The 15,228-nt window shown below is 54.5% G+C and carries 15 protein-coding genes; 5 read left to right on the top strand and 10 right to left on the bottom strand.

What is annotated here, in order from left to right; genetic code table 11:
- Positions 1 to 20: 20 nt before the first annotated feature.
- Positions 21 to 818, bottom strand: a complete 798-nt coding sequence (locus tag WC562_00960; protein MFA5054732.1) for an enoyl-CoA hydratase-related protein — start codon at positions 816 to 818, stop codon at positions 21 to 23.
- 99 nt (positions 819 to 917) lie between these two features.
- Positions 918 to 1,607, bottom strand: a complete 690-nt coding sequence (gene rnc / locus WC562_00955) for a ribonuclease III (GenBank protein ID MFA5054731.1) — start codon at positions 1,605 to 1,607, stop codon at positions 918 to 920.
- A gap of 74 nt (positions 1,608 to 1,681) precedes the next feature.
- Here rnc and WC562_00950 point away from each other — a divergent pair, with 74 nt between their 5' ends.
- Positions 1,682 to 2,923 carry a hypothetical protein gene (locus tag WC562_00950; protein MFA5054730.1) on the top strand — a complete coding sequence of 414 codons (1,242 nt, stop codon included), beginning with the start codon at positions 1,682 to 1,684 and terminating at the stop codon, positions 2,921 to 2,923.
- Between the two features lie 172 nt (positions 2,924 to 3,095).
- Positions 3,096 to 3,332 carry a hypothetical protein gene (locus tag WC562_00945; GenBank protein ID MFA5054729.1) on the top strand — a complete coding sequence of 79 codons (237 nt, stop codon included), beginning with the start codon at positions 3,096 to 3,098 and terminating at the stop codon, positions 3,330 to 3,332.
- Here the strand turns inward: WC562_00945 and WC562_00940 are convergent.
- Positions 3,329 to 6,118, bottom strand: coding sequence for a helicase C-terminal domain-containing protein (locus WC562_00940; protein MFA5054728.1), 2,790 nt, complete (start codon positions 6,116 to 6,118; stop codon positions 3,329 to 3,331). The genes WC562_00945 and WC562_00940 overlap by 4 nt on opposite strands.
- 781 nt (positions 6,119 to 6,899) lie before the next feature.
- Here WC562_00940 and WC562_00935 point away from each other — a divergent pair.
- The gene (locus WC562_00935; GenBank protein ID MFA5054727.1) at positions 6,900 to 7,439 is read left to right on the top strand and encodes a hypothetical protein; all 540 of its coding nucleotides are present in this window, start codon (positions 6,900 to 6,902) and stop codon (positions 7,437 to 7,439) included.
- A gap of 109 nt (positions 7,440 to 7,548) precedes the next feature.
- Here WC562_00935 and WC562_00930 read toward each other — a convergent pair whose 3' ends face one another.
- The 7 genes from WC562_00930 to WC562_00900 all read right to left on the bottom strand — a co-directional run bounded on the left by WC562_00930 (position 7,549) and on the right by WC562_00900 (position 13,487).
- On the bottom strand, positions 7,549 to 7,950 hold the full coding sequence (locus WC562_00930; GenBank protein MFA5054726.1) for a MaoC family dehydratase: 402 nt from the start codon (positions 7,948 to 7,950) through the stop codon (positions 7,549 to 7,551).
- Between the two features lie 250 nt (positions 7,951 to 8,200).
- Entirely contained in the window at positions 8,201 to 9,214 is a 1,014-nt protein-coding gene (locus WC562_00925; protein ID MFA5054725.1) for an ATP-grasp domain-containing protein, read from the bottom strand.
- Between the two features lie 518 nt (positions 9,215 to 9,732).
- Positions 9,733 to 10,290: a DUF6125 family protein gene (locus WC562_00920; protein MFA5054724.1), complete on the bottom strand. Its 558-nt coding sequence runs from the start codon at positions 10,288 to 10,290 to the stop codon at positions 9,733 to 9,735.
- A gap of 97 nt (positions 10,291 to 10,387) precedes the next feature.
- Complete coding sequence (locus tag WC562_00915) at positions 10,388 to 11,587, bottom strand: 4Fe-4S binding protein (protein MFA5054723.1); 1,200 nt, start codon at positions 11,585 to 11,587, stop codon at positions 10,388 to 10,390.
- Positions 11,584 to 12,147, bottom strand: coding sequence for a flavodoxin family protein (locus WC562_00910; protein MFA5054722.1), 564 nt, complete (start codon positions 12,145 to 12,147; stop codon positions 11,584 to 11,586). Before WC562_00910 ends, WC562_00915 begins: the two co-directional genes overlap by 4 nt.
- Positions 12,148 to 12,191: 44 nt before the next feature.
- Entirely contained in the window at positions 12,192 to 12,884 is a 693-nt protein-coding gene (locus tag WC562_00905; protein MFA5054721.1) for a class I SAM-dependent methyltransferase, read from the bottom strand.
- A 99-nt stretch (positions 12,885 to 12,983) separates the two neighbouring features.
- Positions 12,984 to 13,487, bottom strand: a complete 504-nt coding sequence (locus WC562_00900) for a hypothetical protein (GenBank protein MFA5054720.1) — start codon at positions 13,485 to 13,487, stop codon at positions 12,984 to 12,986.
- Positions 13,488 to 13,653: 166 nt separating this feature from the next.
- Between WC562_00900 and WC562_00895 the strand changes: the two genes are divergently transcribed.
- Together WC562_00895 and WC562_00890 are read left to right on the top strand one after the other, a co-directional pair.
- Positions 13,654 to 14,613, top strand: a complete 960-nt coding sequence (locus WC562_00895; GenBank protein MFA5054719.1) for an aldo/keto reductase — start codon at positions 13,654 to 13,656, stop codon at positions 14,611 to 14,613.
- 227 nt (positions 14,614 to 14,840) lie between these two features.
- Positions 14,841 to 15,206 carry a hypothetical protein gene (locus WC562_00890; GenBank protein ID MFA5054718.1) on the top strand — a complete coding sequence of 122 codons (366 nt, stop codon included), beginning with the start codon at positions 14,841 to 14,843 and terminating at the stop codon, positions 15,204 to 15,206.
- Positions 15,207 to 15,228: the final 22 nt, after the last annotated feature.

Raw genomic sequence — 15,228 nt, 5'->3', positions numbered from 1 at the left:
GTCTTCCTCCTCGATAAAAATTACTTGCCATTAAATGTAGGGTCCCGCTTCTCCATGAAAGCGTTGACTCCCTCGCGGTGATCCTCTGAGCTCAGCGCCAGCGCCTGGCACGTGGCCGCAAAGTCCAGAGCCGTCTCCAGGTCCGTCTCGAGCGCCTTGTAGGCCAGCTTCTTTGACATTTGTACGGCCAGCGGCGGGTTCGATGCGATCTTCCCGGCCAGCTCCATGGTGGCGGCTTCCAGCTTATCGCCGGGGACGAGTTTGTTCAGCACGCCGATGCGCAATGCCTCCTCCGCTTCAAGGAAATCCCCCGTGAACATGAATTCAAGTCCGCGGCCGAGACCGAGCAGGCGAGTATAGAACCATGCTCCGCCGCCGCCCGGAATGAGTCCGACCTTCACGAAGCTGTTCCTGAACTTCGACCTGTCGCAGCCGACCCTCATGTCGCAGGCGAAGGCGAAATCGCAGCCCGCGCCTACTGCGGCGCCGTTGACCATAGCTATGGTCGGCTTGTCCATCGATTGTAAGCCCAGAGCGACTCTCTGGTAGCTGGTGCGTATGTTGTAGTGCAGCTCGTTGGGAGTACCGGCAAGCCCGCTCTCCCATCCTCCCCCGCTGATATCGGCGCCGGAGCAGAAGACCTTGCCCGCGCCCGTGAGTATCATTACCCTGATATCCCTGTCCTGTGCCACATCGGCGACGGCCTCAACCATCTCAAGCAGCATCTTCCTGGTTAAAGCGTTCATCTTGTCAGGACGGTTCATGGTGAGAGTGGCGATGTGGGAGTCTTTTTTTAACGTAATGGTTTCGTAAGCCATGTTAATCACCCCTTAAAATATAGAAACCGGTGACTGAAGGTCGATTTATAATTTTAACACAAATCGGCGGCGAACGGCATGTGGATCTTCGAAAAATTACTAAGGTCCGGCTTCCAGTGCGGCCCTGGCTGCCCCCTGCTCCGCCTCGCGCTTACTGCTCCCCTTTCCCTTGCCCAAAACCCTGCCGCCTATGAGCACCTCAACGATGAATTCCCTGGCATGATCCGGCCCCTCCGCGCTGATAACGCGGTATTCAGGCACTTCGCGGCACCTCGACTGCACGATCTCCTGCAGCCGCGACTTAAAGTCCGCGTTCAGGACGGTGTCGGCAGCCTTCTCTATCTCGCCATCGTACAGCCTCAGTATCAGGTCGCGGCAGGCATCGAATCCCTGATCCAGGAAGACGGCGCCGATAACCGCCTCCAGAGCGTCGGCCAGTATCGACTGCCTGGCGCGACCGCTATTGGATTCTTCGCCGCGTCCCAGGTAAATGTAGTTGTCCAGCTTGAGACGCTGTCTTGCTATGCGCGCCAGCGTTTCTCTCCGAACAAGCGCCGACCTGAGCTTGGTCAAGTCGCCTTCCGGTAGATCGCGATGTTCGCGGTACAGCTTCTCGGCGATGACGACTCCCAGCATCGAGTCGCCCAGAAACTCGAGCCTTTCGTTCGATTGCAGTTCGAAATCCGGATTCTCGTTGAGATACGAACGGTGCACCAGCGCCTGTTGCAGCAGAACGGGCTCGCGAAAAGGAACCTGCAGCGTGTTTTTCAGTTCTGTGATGTCTTCCAACGTGTGAACCCCTCTGTCAAACATAATGTTGGAGCCTCGATTTGTCAAGGCAAGAATGATATAATTCGAGAGTTGTGAAAAACCTGAAATCAGTAATAGATAAACATCTGCCCCGGGAGATGGCCCTCTTTTTACAAATAGCGGGAAAGGCCGCGGAAGAAAACGGAGAAAAATTGTACCTCGTGGGAGGGACGGTGCGCGACCTTCTGCTGAAGCGTTCCAGTCTGGATATAGATCTGGCGCTGGAGGGAAACGCTATAAAATTCGCGAGGCAGATAACCGCCGAGACCGGGGAAAAGCTGGCTATACACCAGAGGTTCGGCACGGCCAACTTTCGGCACGGCGAGTTCACCATCGATATAGCTATGGCGCGGCGCGAAAGCTATGCGCACCCCGGCGCCCTGCCTATAGTTAAACCCGCTACGATCAAAGACGATTCAGGACGCAGGGACTTCTCCGTCAACGCCATGGCCGTCGATCTCTCACCTCAATCATTCGGTCAACTGCTCGATTTTCACGGCGGCGTAAGCGACCTTGATAAGAAACTGATTCGCGTCCTGCATAAGAGAAGCTTCATCGATGACGCGACGAGGATATTCCGGGCGATACGTTATGAACAGAGGCTGGGCTTTACCATCGAGGACGGAACCGAGCGTCTACTGCGCAGGAAGGTCGCCATGATTAACACAATCAGTGGAGACCGTTTGAGAAACGAGATCGAACTGCTGCTGAAAGAGGAATTCCCCGAGAACGGGCTGGCCCGCGCAGACGAGCTGGGCGTGCTGCGCCAGATCAACCGCTCGCTGAAGAGCAGTAAATGGCTCGCGGACCGTTTTGAGGATGCGCGGCGGCATTATGTAGCCGGTCCGGCCGTGTATTTCGCCTTGCTGTGCCATGATCTGGGCAGGGATGATGCTGAAGCTATATGCGAACGTCTCAATCTGTCGGGGGACTGGAAACGCATCGTGATCGGTGTAGCCCGGATCAACGAAGATATCCACAAGCTGGCGGATCCCGCCATTCAACCCAGCGCTGTCTATCGCTACCTCAAACGCTATCCGGTGGAAGTCGCGTCGGCCTGCTTTCTCTCCAATGATTCCCGCATAGTGCGCGGCCAGATAGAGCGATATCTCAAAGAGACGCAGTATGTACGTATACATCTCGATGGGAACGAGCTTAAGAGGATGGGTGTTGAGTCAGGCCCGCGCCTGGGCCGGATACTTAAGGCGCTCCAGGACGCGAAGCTGGACGGTCTTGCAGATACCATGGAGGAAGAAGAGACCTTCGTGCAGTATTGGCTGAAAACACATAAGTAAGGATTTGGGAATGCCTGTGTAGGGGCGCTGCTCGCTGCGCCCTGTCTATCGGGCATCCTTCCATATACCAAGATATCACGGAAGGAACTGCCCCTACATAACGGATAAACATGGGGGTTGACTTACACCTGCCCAAACCCTTTAAATGATTGAGGAAAGAGGCGAAGGCAAAATGAGCGATATATGCATTATCTGCGGTCAGCCGCTGGATGGAGAGAACGTATCCCGCTGCTCTCTATGCGGCAGGAGCTTCCATATGACGTGGAACACCGATAAACCTGTTGAGAACTGTGGACAGATATGGTTCGATCCCCGCTCCAGCGGCATGGGATTTGTGTGCAAGATTTGCGCGGAGGAGAACCCCTGGATCAAGGACGCCACCGTCCAGTTCGAGCAGCCCCCCAGCTAGCCCCCGTACAGCCAGTCCCTGATCTCCCCCGCCAGTCGCTCCGCATGTCCGGACTTAACGGTGCATTGCGGCAGCGACGAAAGGAACACTCCGCCGTATTTCTTCGACCGCACCCTGCTGTCGAGGATGACGACCACGCCGCGGTCGCTCTTGCTCCTGATGAGACGTCCGAATCCCTGTTTGAACTTCAGCGCCGCCTGCGGTACTGCGTATTCGTTGAAAGGATCGCTGAAAAGCTCGGAGCGCGATACAAAGACCGGGTCCGTGGGCACGCTGAACGGAAGCCTGGCTATCGCTAACACGCTCAGCGAGTCCCCCGCTATATCGACCCCTTCCCAGAAGCTGGAGGTGCCCAGCAGCATGGTTCGTGAATCCTCCTTGAGCGACCTGATCAACTGGCGCGGCGAGCCATCCACTCCCTGCGCCAGGACAAGGATATCCTCCCCGTTAAGCGTTTCCCGAATCGATTCATAGCTGGAACGCAGGGCGGAGTGCGATGTGAAAAGGGCCAGCGTTCTCCCCTCCGCGGCGCGGCCGATATCCATCAGCGCCTGCGCCACGGCCTTCTGGTAACCGCGCGCGCCCGGCTCCGGGATATCGTCGGGTATGTATAAAAGCGCGGCTCCCTCGAAGTCGAACGGTGAGCCGAGCATCACCTCCCTGGCATCGCCGAAGCCCAATCGATTCTTGATATAACCGAAGCCGCCATCGACGCTCAAAGTGGCTCCGGTCAACACTACACATTCCTTGTTCTCATATAAATCCCGTTCCAGCACCGTAGCCACCTCCAGCGGAGCCGCGTGCATGGTGACGCGCCCCTCGATGGCGGAGAGCCAGCATATGCTGTCCTCTTCTTCCCCGCCGCAGATCCAGCCTATCCCCTGCCGCATTTCCTCTCCGCGGTATATCGCGGAAGCTATCTCCGTGACAATGTCGTCGTGGTCCAGCATACTATCCAGCGGCTCGACGGCGGCCAGCAGTCGCCCCAGTTCGCCGCCTATATCTTGCAAAGCCATATCCATGTTCTCCGCGGCCAGGACGACACCCCGCCACTCCGAAGCCTGGCGCTCCGCCCCGGTTATGCGCAGGCGCCGCTCGTAGCCGCCGCCGTCTCTCGCGTGAACGTCCACGAATTTCGACAGGGCGTCGAATAACTCTGATGCGCGGTCGATCCCATGCTCTACGATCCGGTAAGCGTCTCCGGCCATCTCCCCGATCTCGTGCTGGCGTGTCAGCGGCACGGCGCTGCCCCTGAAATGCTCGGCCAGCTCAAACAGCAGGCCGCCGTAGCGCCCTCCGCCGTCGCGCTGCCCCAGCCGGTCGAAATAGCCCCGAAGGTCACGTTCTCCTACTTCCAGCCCCCATTGCTCCGTGGCTTCCTCCTCCAGGTTGTGGGCTTCATCAATTATGAGGTGGCGATACGAGGGCAGGATATTGCTTTCCGAGACGATGTCGGAAAGCAGCAGCGCGTGGTTCACCACTACAATATGGGCGCCCTCCGCCATGCGCCTGGCCCGGTAAAGGAAGCATTGCCCGCGCTTCTGATAAGGGCACTGAGATCCCAGGCAGCTTTCCGATTGGGCGCTGACGCGGCTCCATAGCGACTGCTCCTCTCTCCTCATGTTGAGTTCGCCGCGGTCGCCGGTCTCCGTCTGCGCCAGCCAGACAAGTATACGGGCCATGAATCCGGACTCCTCCCGCGTCAGCGAGCGCATCCGCCTGTGCAGATTCCAGCGCCGCATGCAGAGGTAGTTGCCCCGTCCCTTGAGCTGCACGCAGCGGAAAGCCACATCGCCCAGGGCCTTCTCCAAATCCGGTATGTCCTTCCCTATAAGCTGCTCCTGCAGGCTTATGGTGTTGGTCGATACGATGACGGGCATCCCGTTGCCGGAAGCAAAAATGATCGACGGCAATAAATAAGCGATCGATTTTCCCGTGCCCGTGCCCGCCTCCACGATGAGACGCGCGCTCTTGTTAAGCGCCTCGGCCACGGCCCGCGCCATAGCCGACTGCTCTTTGCGGCACTCGAAACCTTCCAAGGATTTCGATAATTTCCCGCCGTCCTCCAGCATGAGCACCATACGATCGATGTCGATCTTCTCGCGTTCCGTTTTGGCGCGCAGCCGCTCACCTTTCTCTTTTGAGAGCTCATATATCTTCAACGCGGGCTCTCCGGCGATGGAGAAAACGTCGCCGAGTTTCTCATCCGACACGGCGTGAAAGAGGCGTCCGAGCGGCCAGTCCCGGCTCGCGCCGATGCGGTCCAGCTCGGCGACGATCGACGGGTCTAAAGAGCGCAGCTTATCAAGCAGCGCCAGGAATACGTCCTTGGCGGCCGTGGCGTCATGCAGCGCGCGGTGATACTGCACGGACGATACGCCCAACTCGGCAGCCAGTGTAGCCAGTCGGTAATCGGTCAGCGCCGGCATCACGATGGTCGCCATCTCGAAAACATCGTAGACCTCTCCGCGCGGCGCAACGTCCTGCTCCGCCAGGAACGCCAGGTCGAACCCTATGTTCTGTCCGATTATCGTGGCGTTGCCGAGGAAATCGACCAGCTCATTCAGCGCGACCGGCAGCTTTGGCGCCTTCACAAGGTCGCGGTCGGTTATGCCTGTGAGTATCTGTATGCGGTAAGGCACAGGGCGCGAGGGCTTAGCCATTGACTGGTAAGTGTCGATGACGCCGTTGCGGTCGAACTTAACCGCGCCGATCTCGATTATCTCGTCGTTGACAGGATCGAGGCCCGTAGTCTCCAGGTCAAGCGAAACAAATATATCATTCATTGGAACAACACATCGAAAAGAGGTGCCCCGATATAATCGGGGACGAGGTTATAGGGGTGTCCGCTATCCTCTTAAGAATTTCCCCAAGACCGAGAGATACACGGGGTTGATTATTGCTAAGCATAACCCACTAATTTTAGCACAAACACTATCCTTTGAATGGGCGGTAGCGTCCTGCGCGGATGTTTTAGCGAGGCCGAGAAGTTATCTGCGATTGCGATATATGCCTGCATAACGCACGCGGCATAAATTTGCTTATGGATGTCGATTTTTCATTGAACAAGCGTAATATTTTCATATAACATTGGTATTAGTGTTGACAAAGATACCTAAGTGTAGTATAAATGTAAAATCCGTGATTAGCTTTATGCAAAGCTGAAAGCAAGGGATTTTCTATTTCCGCAGTGTTTTGCTAAGGGGTATTTTAATGAGCAAAAAAAAGAAACGTTCAAATACGAGAGTAATCTCAACAGCTATCTTTATGGCTATTATTATAACACTCTTAATGGTTCCCGCTATTGAGGACATGGGTGGGGTTTACGGTCAGTATGGCTACGGCTATGGTTACTATACTCCCGGTACAGGCGGCGGAGGGTATAGCCCGGAAGACTTTACATATCCCTTCACAACTGACATGTGTGGTTCGAGTGGATCCTGGATTATTTCCAGTGCTGGTGTTATGCAGAATAACGTTAGTGTTTCTTGCTCTGACGGAAACGCGAGCGTTTACATACCGGCAGGGACCAAACTGCTTACCGAGAATGGCTCGATGTTGAGCGGAATGTCTATGGAGAAAATGATACCTCTTCCGGAAGCACCGGAGGGAAAAACGATACTGGCCGCCTTCGATTTCGATCCTGACGGGGCTACCTTCGATCCAGGCATACAGATAACAATAGATTACGACCCGGCATTGCTCCCTGAAGGAGCCACGGGAGAAAATCTGGTCCTCGGAATATACAATGAGGCTACCGGTACCTACACATATATAACCGGCACGGTGGATCTCGTAAATAACACTATCACGTTCACGATAACCCACTTCTCCATCTTCGCATTAATGGCGCCTACGGAGCCGGAGCCAACAGCAACGCCGACGGCTACTCCAACTTCAACTCCCACGCAGACTGTTTCGCCTACACCGACGGCCACAGCTACAGCTACTGCTACTGCGACTGCGGTTCCTACAGTCCCGTCTGACGGCGGTACCGCTGGTAAAACCAACCTGCCGGAGCGGTGGATATTGATAATCCTTATAGTTCTGGGTGCCGCGCTGCTTGCCGGTTTGATCGGAGCTATAGTGTACCGGGCAAAAGCATAGAACATAGAAGTTATAATGTAAAAAGCTGGAACACGCTAAAAGTGTTCCAGCTTTTTTGTTTGTATGATTTGGTTTAAAGCATTTGCGGGAGTGAGACTACCGATGTTCTCTAAGGAACTCTTACTGTAGCTTCTCCTTCGATAACCACCTTACCCTGGCTGTCCACGCATGTAGTTTTAAAGACTGCGATGGGCTTATCCTCCCGGATGCTCAATACCTCGACGGTTGCCGTAACCTGTTCGTTGAGCGGCACCGGCGCCTTGAAACTCAGCGTCTGGCCCAGATAGATGGTGCCCTCGCCGGGCAGGTCGCATCCCAGGATCCCCGAGAATAGACTACCCACCAGCATGCCATGCGCGATGCGCTGTTTGAATATCGTATTCTTGGCGTATTCCGCATCGAGGTGTATCGGGTTCTTATCGGTCGATACATCGGCGAATTTCTTAACGTCGTCATCGGTAAAAATCTTGCTGCGCGAGGCTTTGTCTCCTACCTTCAATTCTTTTTTCATTATAAAAACTCCTTCTATTGAGATTCAGCCCTCGGGTCTTTTGCCGGAGGGCGCTGATTTTCAGATGTCGCGGGGCGATGAATATCCGAACCCCCTGCATTTCAAATCGGTCGCGTAGGGGCGAGGTTCTCTCGCCCTTCGTGATTCAAATCGAGCGCGTGGCATCGACGCATTGATTGTAGCAGATGTCGGGAGTCAAAGTGAAGCGGTGATGAAGGTTTCGACGCGTGGATGGAGGATATTTCCAGCTTTAATTGCCCCAGACGGGGTGGCGGTGCGCTGCCAGCCTGACGATACGGCTTCCCGTTTCACCGTAGGAGTAGCCTGCCACCTCGGCGGCGCAGGCCAGGCTGGCGTCGGCGCTGATATCGGCGTTGGGGTTCACGTCAAGGACATAAACGATGCCGTCGCGGATGCGCGCATCGATGCGGCCATAGTCGCGGCAGCCAAGCGCCTTGTAAGCCGCCTTACAGGCGTTCTCCAGATTGTCGCTCTCCTCCGGGCTCAGCGGTGCCGGCAGCAGCGTCTTGATGCCGTCGTACAGTGGCGACCCGGGCAGGAACTTCGCGTCGTATGTGCACAGCCGATCGTGAATGTCGCCGAAAGATGAGAAATCCATCTCGGCCGGAGGCAGCATATCGATGTGTCCGTTGCCCCAAATTGATACGTGGAACTCCCGTCCGTCGATGAAGTCTTCCACCAGGGCCGGCTGTTTCAGGGTCTGCAGCACAAACGATATCCGCTGGACCAGCTCAGCCTCGTTCGACACTACCGACTCGCGCGTGATGCCCTCGCTGGAATGCTCATTCACGGCTTTAACTATGGACGGGAAGCGGTCCCATCCGTTCGCTTCGGGTCTTTCGAACACGCGCCATTTTGGTGTAGGTATTCCATCCCTTTCCAGGAGTTGCTTCATCAGCCTTTTATTCTGCGCCTTCGACAGCGTTTCGGAGCCGGCTCCGGTAAAGGCGAAACCCATTCTCTCAAGAGCCCGCGCTACCAGATGCTCGCTGTGCGGTATGCCGGGGATGCTTTCACACCAGTTGAATACGATATATGATAGCGGATCGAACGCGCTCAGCACGGATTCGATGTCATCATCGCACAGCGGAATCGACGTTGTCGGGTGCCCTATCGACGATATGGCGGTATCAAGGTGAGAGGATAAAGAAACAACCTCTTCTTTTTCCGGGGGACTCCAGCAGCGGTCGACGTTGAATAAGAGCAGAACAGGCAGATCGTGGGGGTCTATTCCTAGAGGCACCCCGAGACTCCTTTACGTGATCCGGCCCGGGGCGGTTTAGTGTTTCTTACATCCGTGTTCAGGAGGGGCTGCGGAACCTGGTTTTTTCGACGAAGGTCTGAAACCGGAAATCCAATCCAGTTTACGAACGGCGTACTCCGCTGATGCTTATTGAACGATAAACTGCGTTCAATCACGAGCTTTGAACCCCCAGTTTACTTCTCCTTCATCCGATTGTAACTGCAACCTCCTGACTTTTACGCGGTCGCGCTCTGTAAATGAATTGCGCTTGGTTAGGCACTCAGTCCAGAGATTTTTTATATATCTTATATTACTTTTATAAATCATAAAAAAGCATATGTCAATGCTATTTGGAGATAATTGAAAAATCCGCCTGCCTCCATAGCTAAGTTTTATCGCGAAACCGAATCATTAAAGCATGCGTGGAGAATTGCAGTTACATGACGTGGCGGTCGACCCGTGGAAAAACGGATAACCGTACTTGTTGCAGTCGATATACAATATGGAGCAGGTATATTCTATTCCGTATAGAATTCCCATTTGCAGGCGATCTCGTCGGGCTCTCCGGTGAATCCGACCTTGAGCGGCCTCCACTTGATATTTGGATTGAGCGCTTCCGTGTACGCCTTCATGCCGGCATCCTCGAAGACCCGGCACGTCCAATCCAGCTTCTCGGGCTCGCGGTTCTTCAGCGCGGCGAAGGCGGGACAATGCCTGACGGTGAGAATAGCGTTGTTCTTGTCCTTGAGGTCCCAGTCGTAGTCGAAAACGCCCTGCGCGAAGGATGGCAGGAACTGGTTGATTTTAACGTAGGCCTCGATGTCGTTGTCTTTTATATTGAGTGCCTCTGCTGTCCACTTCATCTCGTGTTTCCCGATGCGGGTCCAGTTTTCCAGCATGCACTCCCGCTCGACCTGCTCGCCGGCGCGTTTACGCATCTGCTGCTGCCAGTAAGCGTCCAGCGTGAGCATCTCCTTGCAGTAAACGCGCAGCAGCCGCGCCAGCGTTTCTTTTGACATATCCTCGAACTGGATGTTCTTTACGAATGGTCCGCTGTAGTCCTGAAGTTCTTTCATTCCGTTCCTCCTTTTATCTCGTCGCTTTATCGAGTTCGTCGCTGGGTTATTGCCTGTGTATGATATCGTTTATATCTCTTCCATCGCTTTCCAGTTGCTATTCTATTCGCCGCTTGCCGCTCTCCAGCACCGGCAGAAATACATTGCGCTCGAATGGTTTCAGTCGTACGGCCTGTTCCGGGCAGTGCCGCACGCACAGGCCGCAGCCGCAGCACAGCTTATCATCGATTCGAGCTATCCCGTAACCGTCGACGGCGATGGCTCTGACCGGGCAATAGGTCTCGCACTCGCCGCAGCCGTTGCAGGCGTTCTCGTCCGGCATCTCCGCTATGTAGAAAGACTTGAGCATGAACGGCGTGTTGCCGCGGCTGTAATTGCCTATGACCCCGCAGCAGTCCCAGCAGCAGTTGCAGATGATATCTACAGCGTATTTCGCCTTGAAATCCTTCAGGGGAACCAGCCTGCCCACCTGGTGAATGGCGCCCTTTTTCTCGGCCTCCTTAACCAGGTCGATAGCTTCCTGCTTGCTGATGCGCCGCCCGAGCCCGCGCTTGATTATATGCTCCGCGCCGGGGCTCAGGGCGATGCACGATTCATCCGGCAGGTGCATGCGGCAGGGGTCGCCGTCAAGTTTGCGCTGCTGCCTGCAGAAGCAGTGGCCGACGGAGATAACCTCGTCGTCGGGAAGTTGCTCCAGGATATTGAGGATGCTGTGCGCCGGATAGACTTCGTTTACCTGCGGCGGAAGGGGCTTGTTAACTTCGATAAGGCGCGACGATGTCGGATTGACCGTGGCCACCGAGCGGTGCGGCGATACGTCCTTTAATATCATGTTCAACACGTCGGGCGGCACGGCCTGCGCCGCGCTGAAGTACGCGCTGACGCGGCGGGCGAACTCCCGCCTGTCGGGCGTGTCGGCGCCGCCCATGAGGTAATGCTCGAACCAGCCCGGGAAGATGGACATCACATGAAGGTACGGTTCTTCTCCCGGCCCGGCCTCGATCTCGGTTATGTGCCCCTTGTTCAGCAGAGTCTCAAGCAATCGGTCGAACTCTTTCTTTGGCAATCCGACTCTTTTCTCGACATCGCCGCGTGTAAGGTTGCCCCCGCCCATCTTCAGAAGGAAGTCGACCTCTTCCGGCTCCAGCGCCGCGTCGAATATGTACAGCAGGTCGTCGGTGATCATGAACGGCGTCTCCGACTGCTCGTTCATCAACTCTGCGAGTTTCTGGAGTTTGTCCTTGTCCGTTTTCATCTCCATGCCGAGCTTGCCTCCATCTAATAAGTGGTATTTCACCTGCTGGTTTCAGCCAGTTTCGAGCCGAGACGGTACGCCTCCTCAAGCGCGTCGTTCTTGGCTAAGATGTCACCTTTTGCCGCTACTCCCGGCACAAGTATTCGTCCCGCCGGCTTCATCTCAAGGTAATCGAAGCATTTCTCAAAGAAGGCCAACAAAGGCGCTGCCGTGTCCATGTCCGTATCCTCGAACGGGCTGGCGATGACCGCGGCCTTGCCGGCGATCTTTGGCCTGTTCCCGGGGCAGTTGAAGTATATCAGACGGTCGATAAATGCCTTCAGCAACGCGGTGGGCCCGAACCAGTAGACCGGCGTGCCGAAAACGATGACATCGGCGGCGTCGATCATGGGATAAATGTCGTTCATATCGTCTTTTTTGGGACATGGCTTGTTCTTCCAGCATATATAGCAGCCGTCGCATTCCTTGATGGTCAGTCCTCTCAGATGAATCTTTTCGACGTCGGCTCCGGCGTTCTTTGCGCCTTCGAGGATCCTGTCGACAAGAATATCCGTGTTGCCCTTCTTGCGCGGGCTGCCAACAATGCCGAGTATCTTTGTCATTGCATTCCTTATGTTAAGTTAATCATCTCAGATAAGAGTCGCATCTATTTGACGGCGTAGAACCCGGCCTGCATGTGAGAGAACCACAGCAGTTCGACAACACGAAAGCCGGCATCCCGAAGCAGCGCGATGTGCTCATCGATGCGTATGGGGAAGTAGACGGTATCGTAGCGCTGCAGGTGTTTTTGCACAAGCTCCGCGGAGCGCCCCTGCGCCGCCTGGAATCGCCCCCAGCGCTCCAGTCCTTTCTCAACGCCGTGCTGCGTGTAAGGGGCTACGTTCTCGAAGTTGACGAAAACGCCGCCGTCCGCCAGCATTCGATAGCATTTCTCGATTGCCCTGCGCCGTTCATCGCGCGATGAATAGTGATGGCATAGTATCGCCGTGATAACCTGCGGCGCCGCTTCGCCCTCCGGCCAGACAAGCTCCTCGCTCTTCATGGCGTCGAGTAAGCGCACGCGCGAGTTCGCCCTTGCCAGTCGTTTGCGTGCCTGGTCCAGCATGCCGTCGGATGGATCGGTCAGAACGAACCTCGCGGCGGGGAAAGCGGCCAGCGCCTGCTCGACGATGAAGCCGGTGCCGCAGCCGGTGTCCAGCCAGCACGATACGTCCGGCTTCAGATGTTTTATGAGGTCGATGGTCTCGTGATTAATCGTCTCGTAGTACGGTATCGTCTGCCGCACGTTCTTATCATAGAACTCCGCGCGGCGCTGTGATTCAAAGCCTGTTTCAGCCATTGCTCCATCCTTGCAAGTGGTATCTCGGTGTCCGAGCGTATCGTACATGGGGGGATATCAGGTGTCAAGGCGGGGGGAATTATAGCGACGATCAAGCCTTTAATTTTCCAGCAGTCCTTCGCCGGCGAAGAAATCGATGACCCGAGGGTCGTTAATGGGGTCATTATCGTCGGGCTGGAACGAGTTTATCCATAGAGTGTTGAATTCATCGTAAAGCTTAGGGAAATACATTATCACAACACCTTCGTACATCAGTGACGATAGTGGAGACCAGAATTGTCCGGTATATATTTCTTCGCCATCCATTTTGACCGAGAATTCTTTCTGGTGCAGGCACCAGATGTCTGAAGCATGCCAGTCGCCGGGATCATGTGATTTGACGAACGAATTCCATTGTTCAATTCCTGCTGCGTTCAGCTCGATCTCGTGACTCGACGAATTATATGATTCGATATGATGTTCCGATAATATCAACCCTCCAGTATCGACGAGATAGACGCCAAACCTTGACTCTTCGTTAGTCTCTTGCGGCGAGCAAGCAAGTGTTGCAATTGGCAGGATGAGGGTGATGAACAAAACAGCTAATATAGAATACAGTTTCATTTTGCCTCCTTACTTTATGCAAAAAGTAAGTTTGTAGCTAGTGTAATGTTGCGTTTCCATATTCTATTATAGACGTATTTTATAACAATGTCACCTTTATCTAAATAAGTGGTTTTTGTCGCAATAATCTGGTAATATCGCTCCATCCGGATATGTGAGGTGGTCTATGATACAGAAGAGGCGGATTGGCAGGACGGATATCGATATAACGCCAATAGGGCTGGGCACCTGGCAGTTCTCCGAGGGGCAGGGGTTTCACAAGTATATGTGGGCGTGTATATCTGCCGATACGACTAGCGCTATTGTGAAAGCCGCTTTAGACGGCGGCATGAACTGGTTCGATACCGCCGAGATATACGGCAATGGCCGCTCCGAACGAGGGTTGTCCACTGCGCTCAAAGCGGCAGGCAAGAACAACGGCGATGTGGTCATTGCCACAAAATGGTGGCCGCTAATGAGAAGGGCAATCTCCATCAGGAACACTATCGATGAACGATTGAGCTGCCTCGAACCCTTCGCTATCGATCTGTACCAAATCCATAATCCCTATTCTGTCGCTTCCATAGGAGCGCAGATGAACGCTATGGCGGATTTGGTTGAAGCCGGTAAGATTCGCTCAATAGGCGTGAGCAATTTCTCTGCAAAGATGATGCGAAAAGCACACGCCGCCCTTGCCCGACGCGGCATCCCCCTCGCTTCCAATCAGGTTAAGTACAACCTTCTTGCAAGGGAAATCGAGGATAACGGAGTGCTTGATGCCGCCAAGGAGCTCGGGATAACTATTATCTGTTACAGCCCTTTGGAGATGGGATTACTCTCCGGCAAGTTTCATCAGGATCCCGGCCTCATTACGAGTCTTCCACGCGGGCGTCGCAACGCTCTTGGGAAAAAAATTGAGGAGAGCCGGCCGCTCATTAATCTCCTCGATGAAATAGCGACTAGGAAAGGTGTTACCGTATCGCAGGTAGCGCTTAACTGGCTCATAAATGCCCACGGTGACACGGTGGTAGCGATACCCGGGGCTAGCAAAACGAAGCACGCCGAGGAGAGCGCGGGGGCAATGAAACTGGCTCTTACGCCAGAGGAGATGGAACGCATCGACGAGTTTTCGCGGCAATATCGATGATATTATCGAAAATTTTCCCGGATGTCCGTGGTTGCAATAGCCGCTGTGGTCTGATATGGTTCTTAAATAGGATGCGTTGTGAAATATCTTGTTAATTTCTGATTACGATGGTATACTTTCTACTCTGCTATGTCGGGCTGGCTTCCGGTACATGGATAAGCAGTGCAGATATAGTCTTGCGCGTTAACCCGTAAAAGGCGGGACAAAAACTTTAATGTGAGAATTCGATGATTGAAAAACCATTAGTTTTAATAGTCGGTACTGATCGCGGTCAACTGGATTCAACGGCGCAGCAGCTTGAAGCAGAAGGCTACGCAGTGGTCTGTGCCGCGAGCCTCGAAGATATTGATCGGGTTATTGCCGGTCAATCCAATGTGAGACTTGCGCTCATAGATTTAACCGGTTTCGATCAGACTATATGGGATCGTTGTGACAGCTTGCGCCAGCAGAAAATACCTTATATCGTGATAACGCCTCAACGCAGCACGGCCGTCCAACGCGACAGCACGGAGCACGGTGCCAGCGGACTTCTGGTTAAAACCGTCGGTGTAAAAGAAATAGTTAATTATGTTCATACGTTATTAGGCGATTAGCAAGTGGGCTGGGAGTATCAGT

It is taken from the genome of Dehalococcoidia bacterium (genome assembly GCA_041649635.1).
In the GTDB taxonomy this organism is placed as follows: Bacteria; Chloroflexota; Dehalococcoidia; order E44-bin15; family E44-bin15; genus JAYEHL01.
The sequence above is the reverse complement of the archived record's forward strand: the minus strand, read 5'-3'. Positions and strand labels throughout refer to the sequence as shown.

Bases quoted from the DNA above. Each gene is read 5' to 3' on its own strand.
- WC562_00895 (MFA5054719.1), top strand. From the start codon at position 13,654: ATGATACAGAAGAGGCGGATTGGCAGGACGGATATCGATATAACGCCA.
- WC562_00920 (MFA5054724.1), bottom strand. From the start codon at position 10,290: ATGAAAGAACTTCAGGACTACAGCGGACCATTCGTAAAGAACATCCAG.
- WC562_00910 (MFA5054722.1), bottom strand. From the start codon at position 12,147: ATGACAAAGATACTCGGCATTGTTGGCAGCCCGCGCAAGAAGGGCAAC.
- WC562_00890 (MFA5054718.1), top strand. From the start codon at position 14,841: ATGATTGAAAAACCATTAGTTTTAATAGTCGGTACTGATCGCGGTCAA.
- WC562_00945 (MFA5054729.1), top strand. From the start codon at position 3,096: ATGAGCGATATATGCATTATCTGCGGTCAGCCGCTGGATGGAGAGAAC.
- WC562_00960 (MFA5054732.1), bottom strand. From the start codon at position 818: ATGGCTTACGAAACCATTACGTTAAAAAAAGACTCCCACATCGCCACT.
- WC562_00935 (MFA5054727.1), top strand. From the start codon at position 6,900: ATGTCTATGGAGAAAATGATACCTCTTCCGGAAGCACCGGAGGGAAAA.
- WC562_00930 (MFA5054726.1), bottom strand. From the start codon at position 7,950: ATGAAAAAAGAATTGAAGGTAGGAGACAAAGCCTCGCGCAGCAAGATT.
- WC562_00905 (MFA5054721.1), bottom strand. From the start codon at position 12,884: ATGGCTGAAACAGGCTTTGAATCACAGCGCCGCGCGGAGTTCTATGAT.
- WC562_00940 (MFA5054728.1), bottom strand. From the start codon at position 6,118: ATGAATGATATATTTGTTTCGCTTGACCTGGAGACTACGGGCCTCGAT.
- WC562_00900 (MFA5054720.1), bottom strand. From the start codon at position 13,487: ATGAAACTGTATTCTATATTAGCTGTTTTGTTCATCACCCTCATCCTG.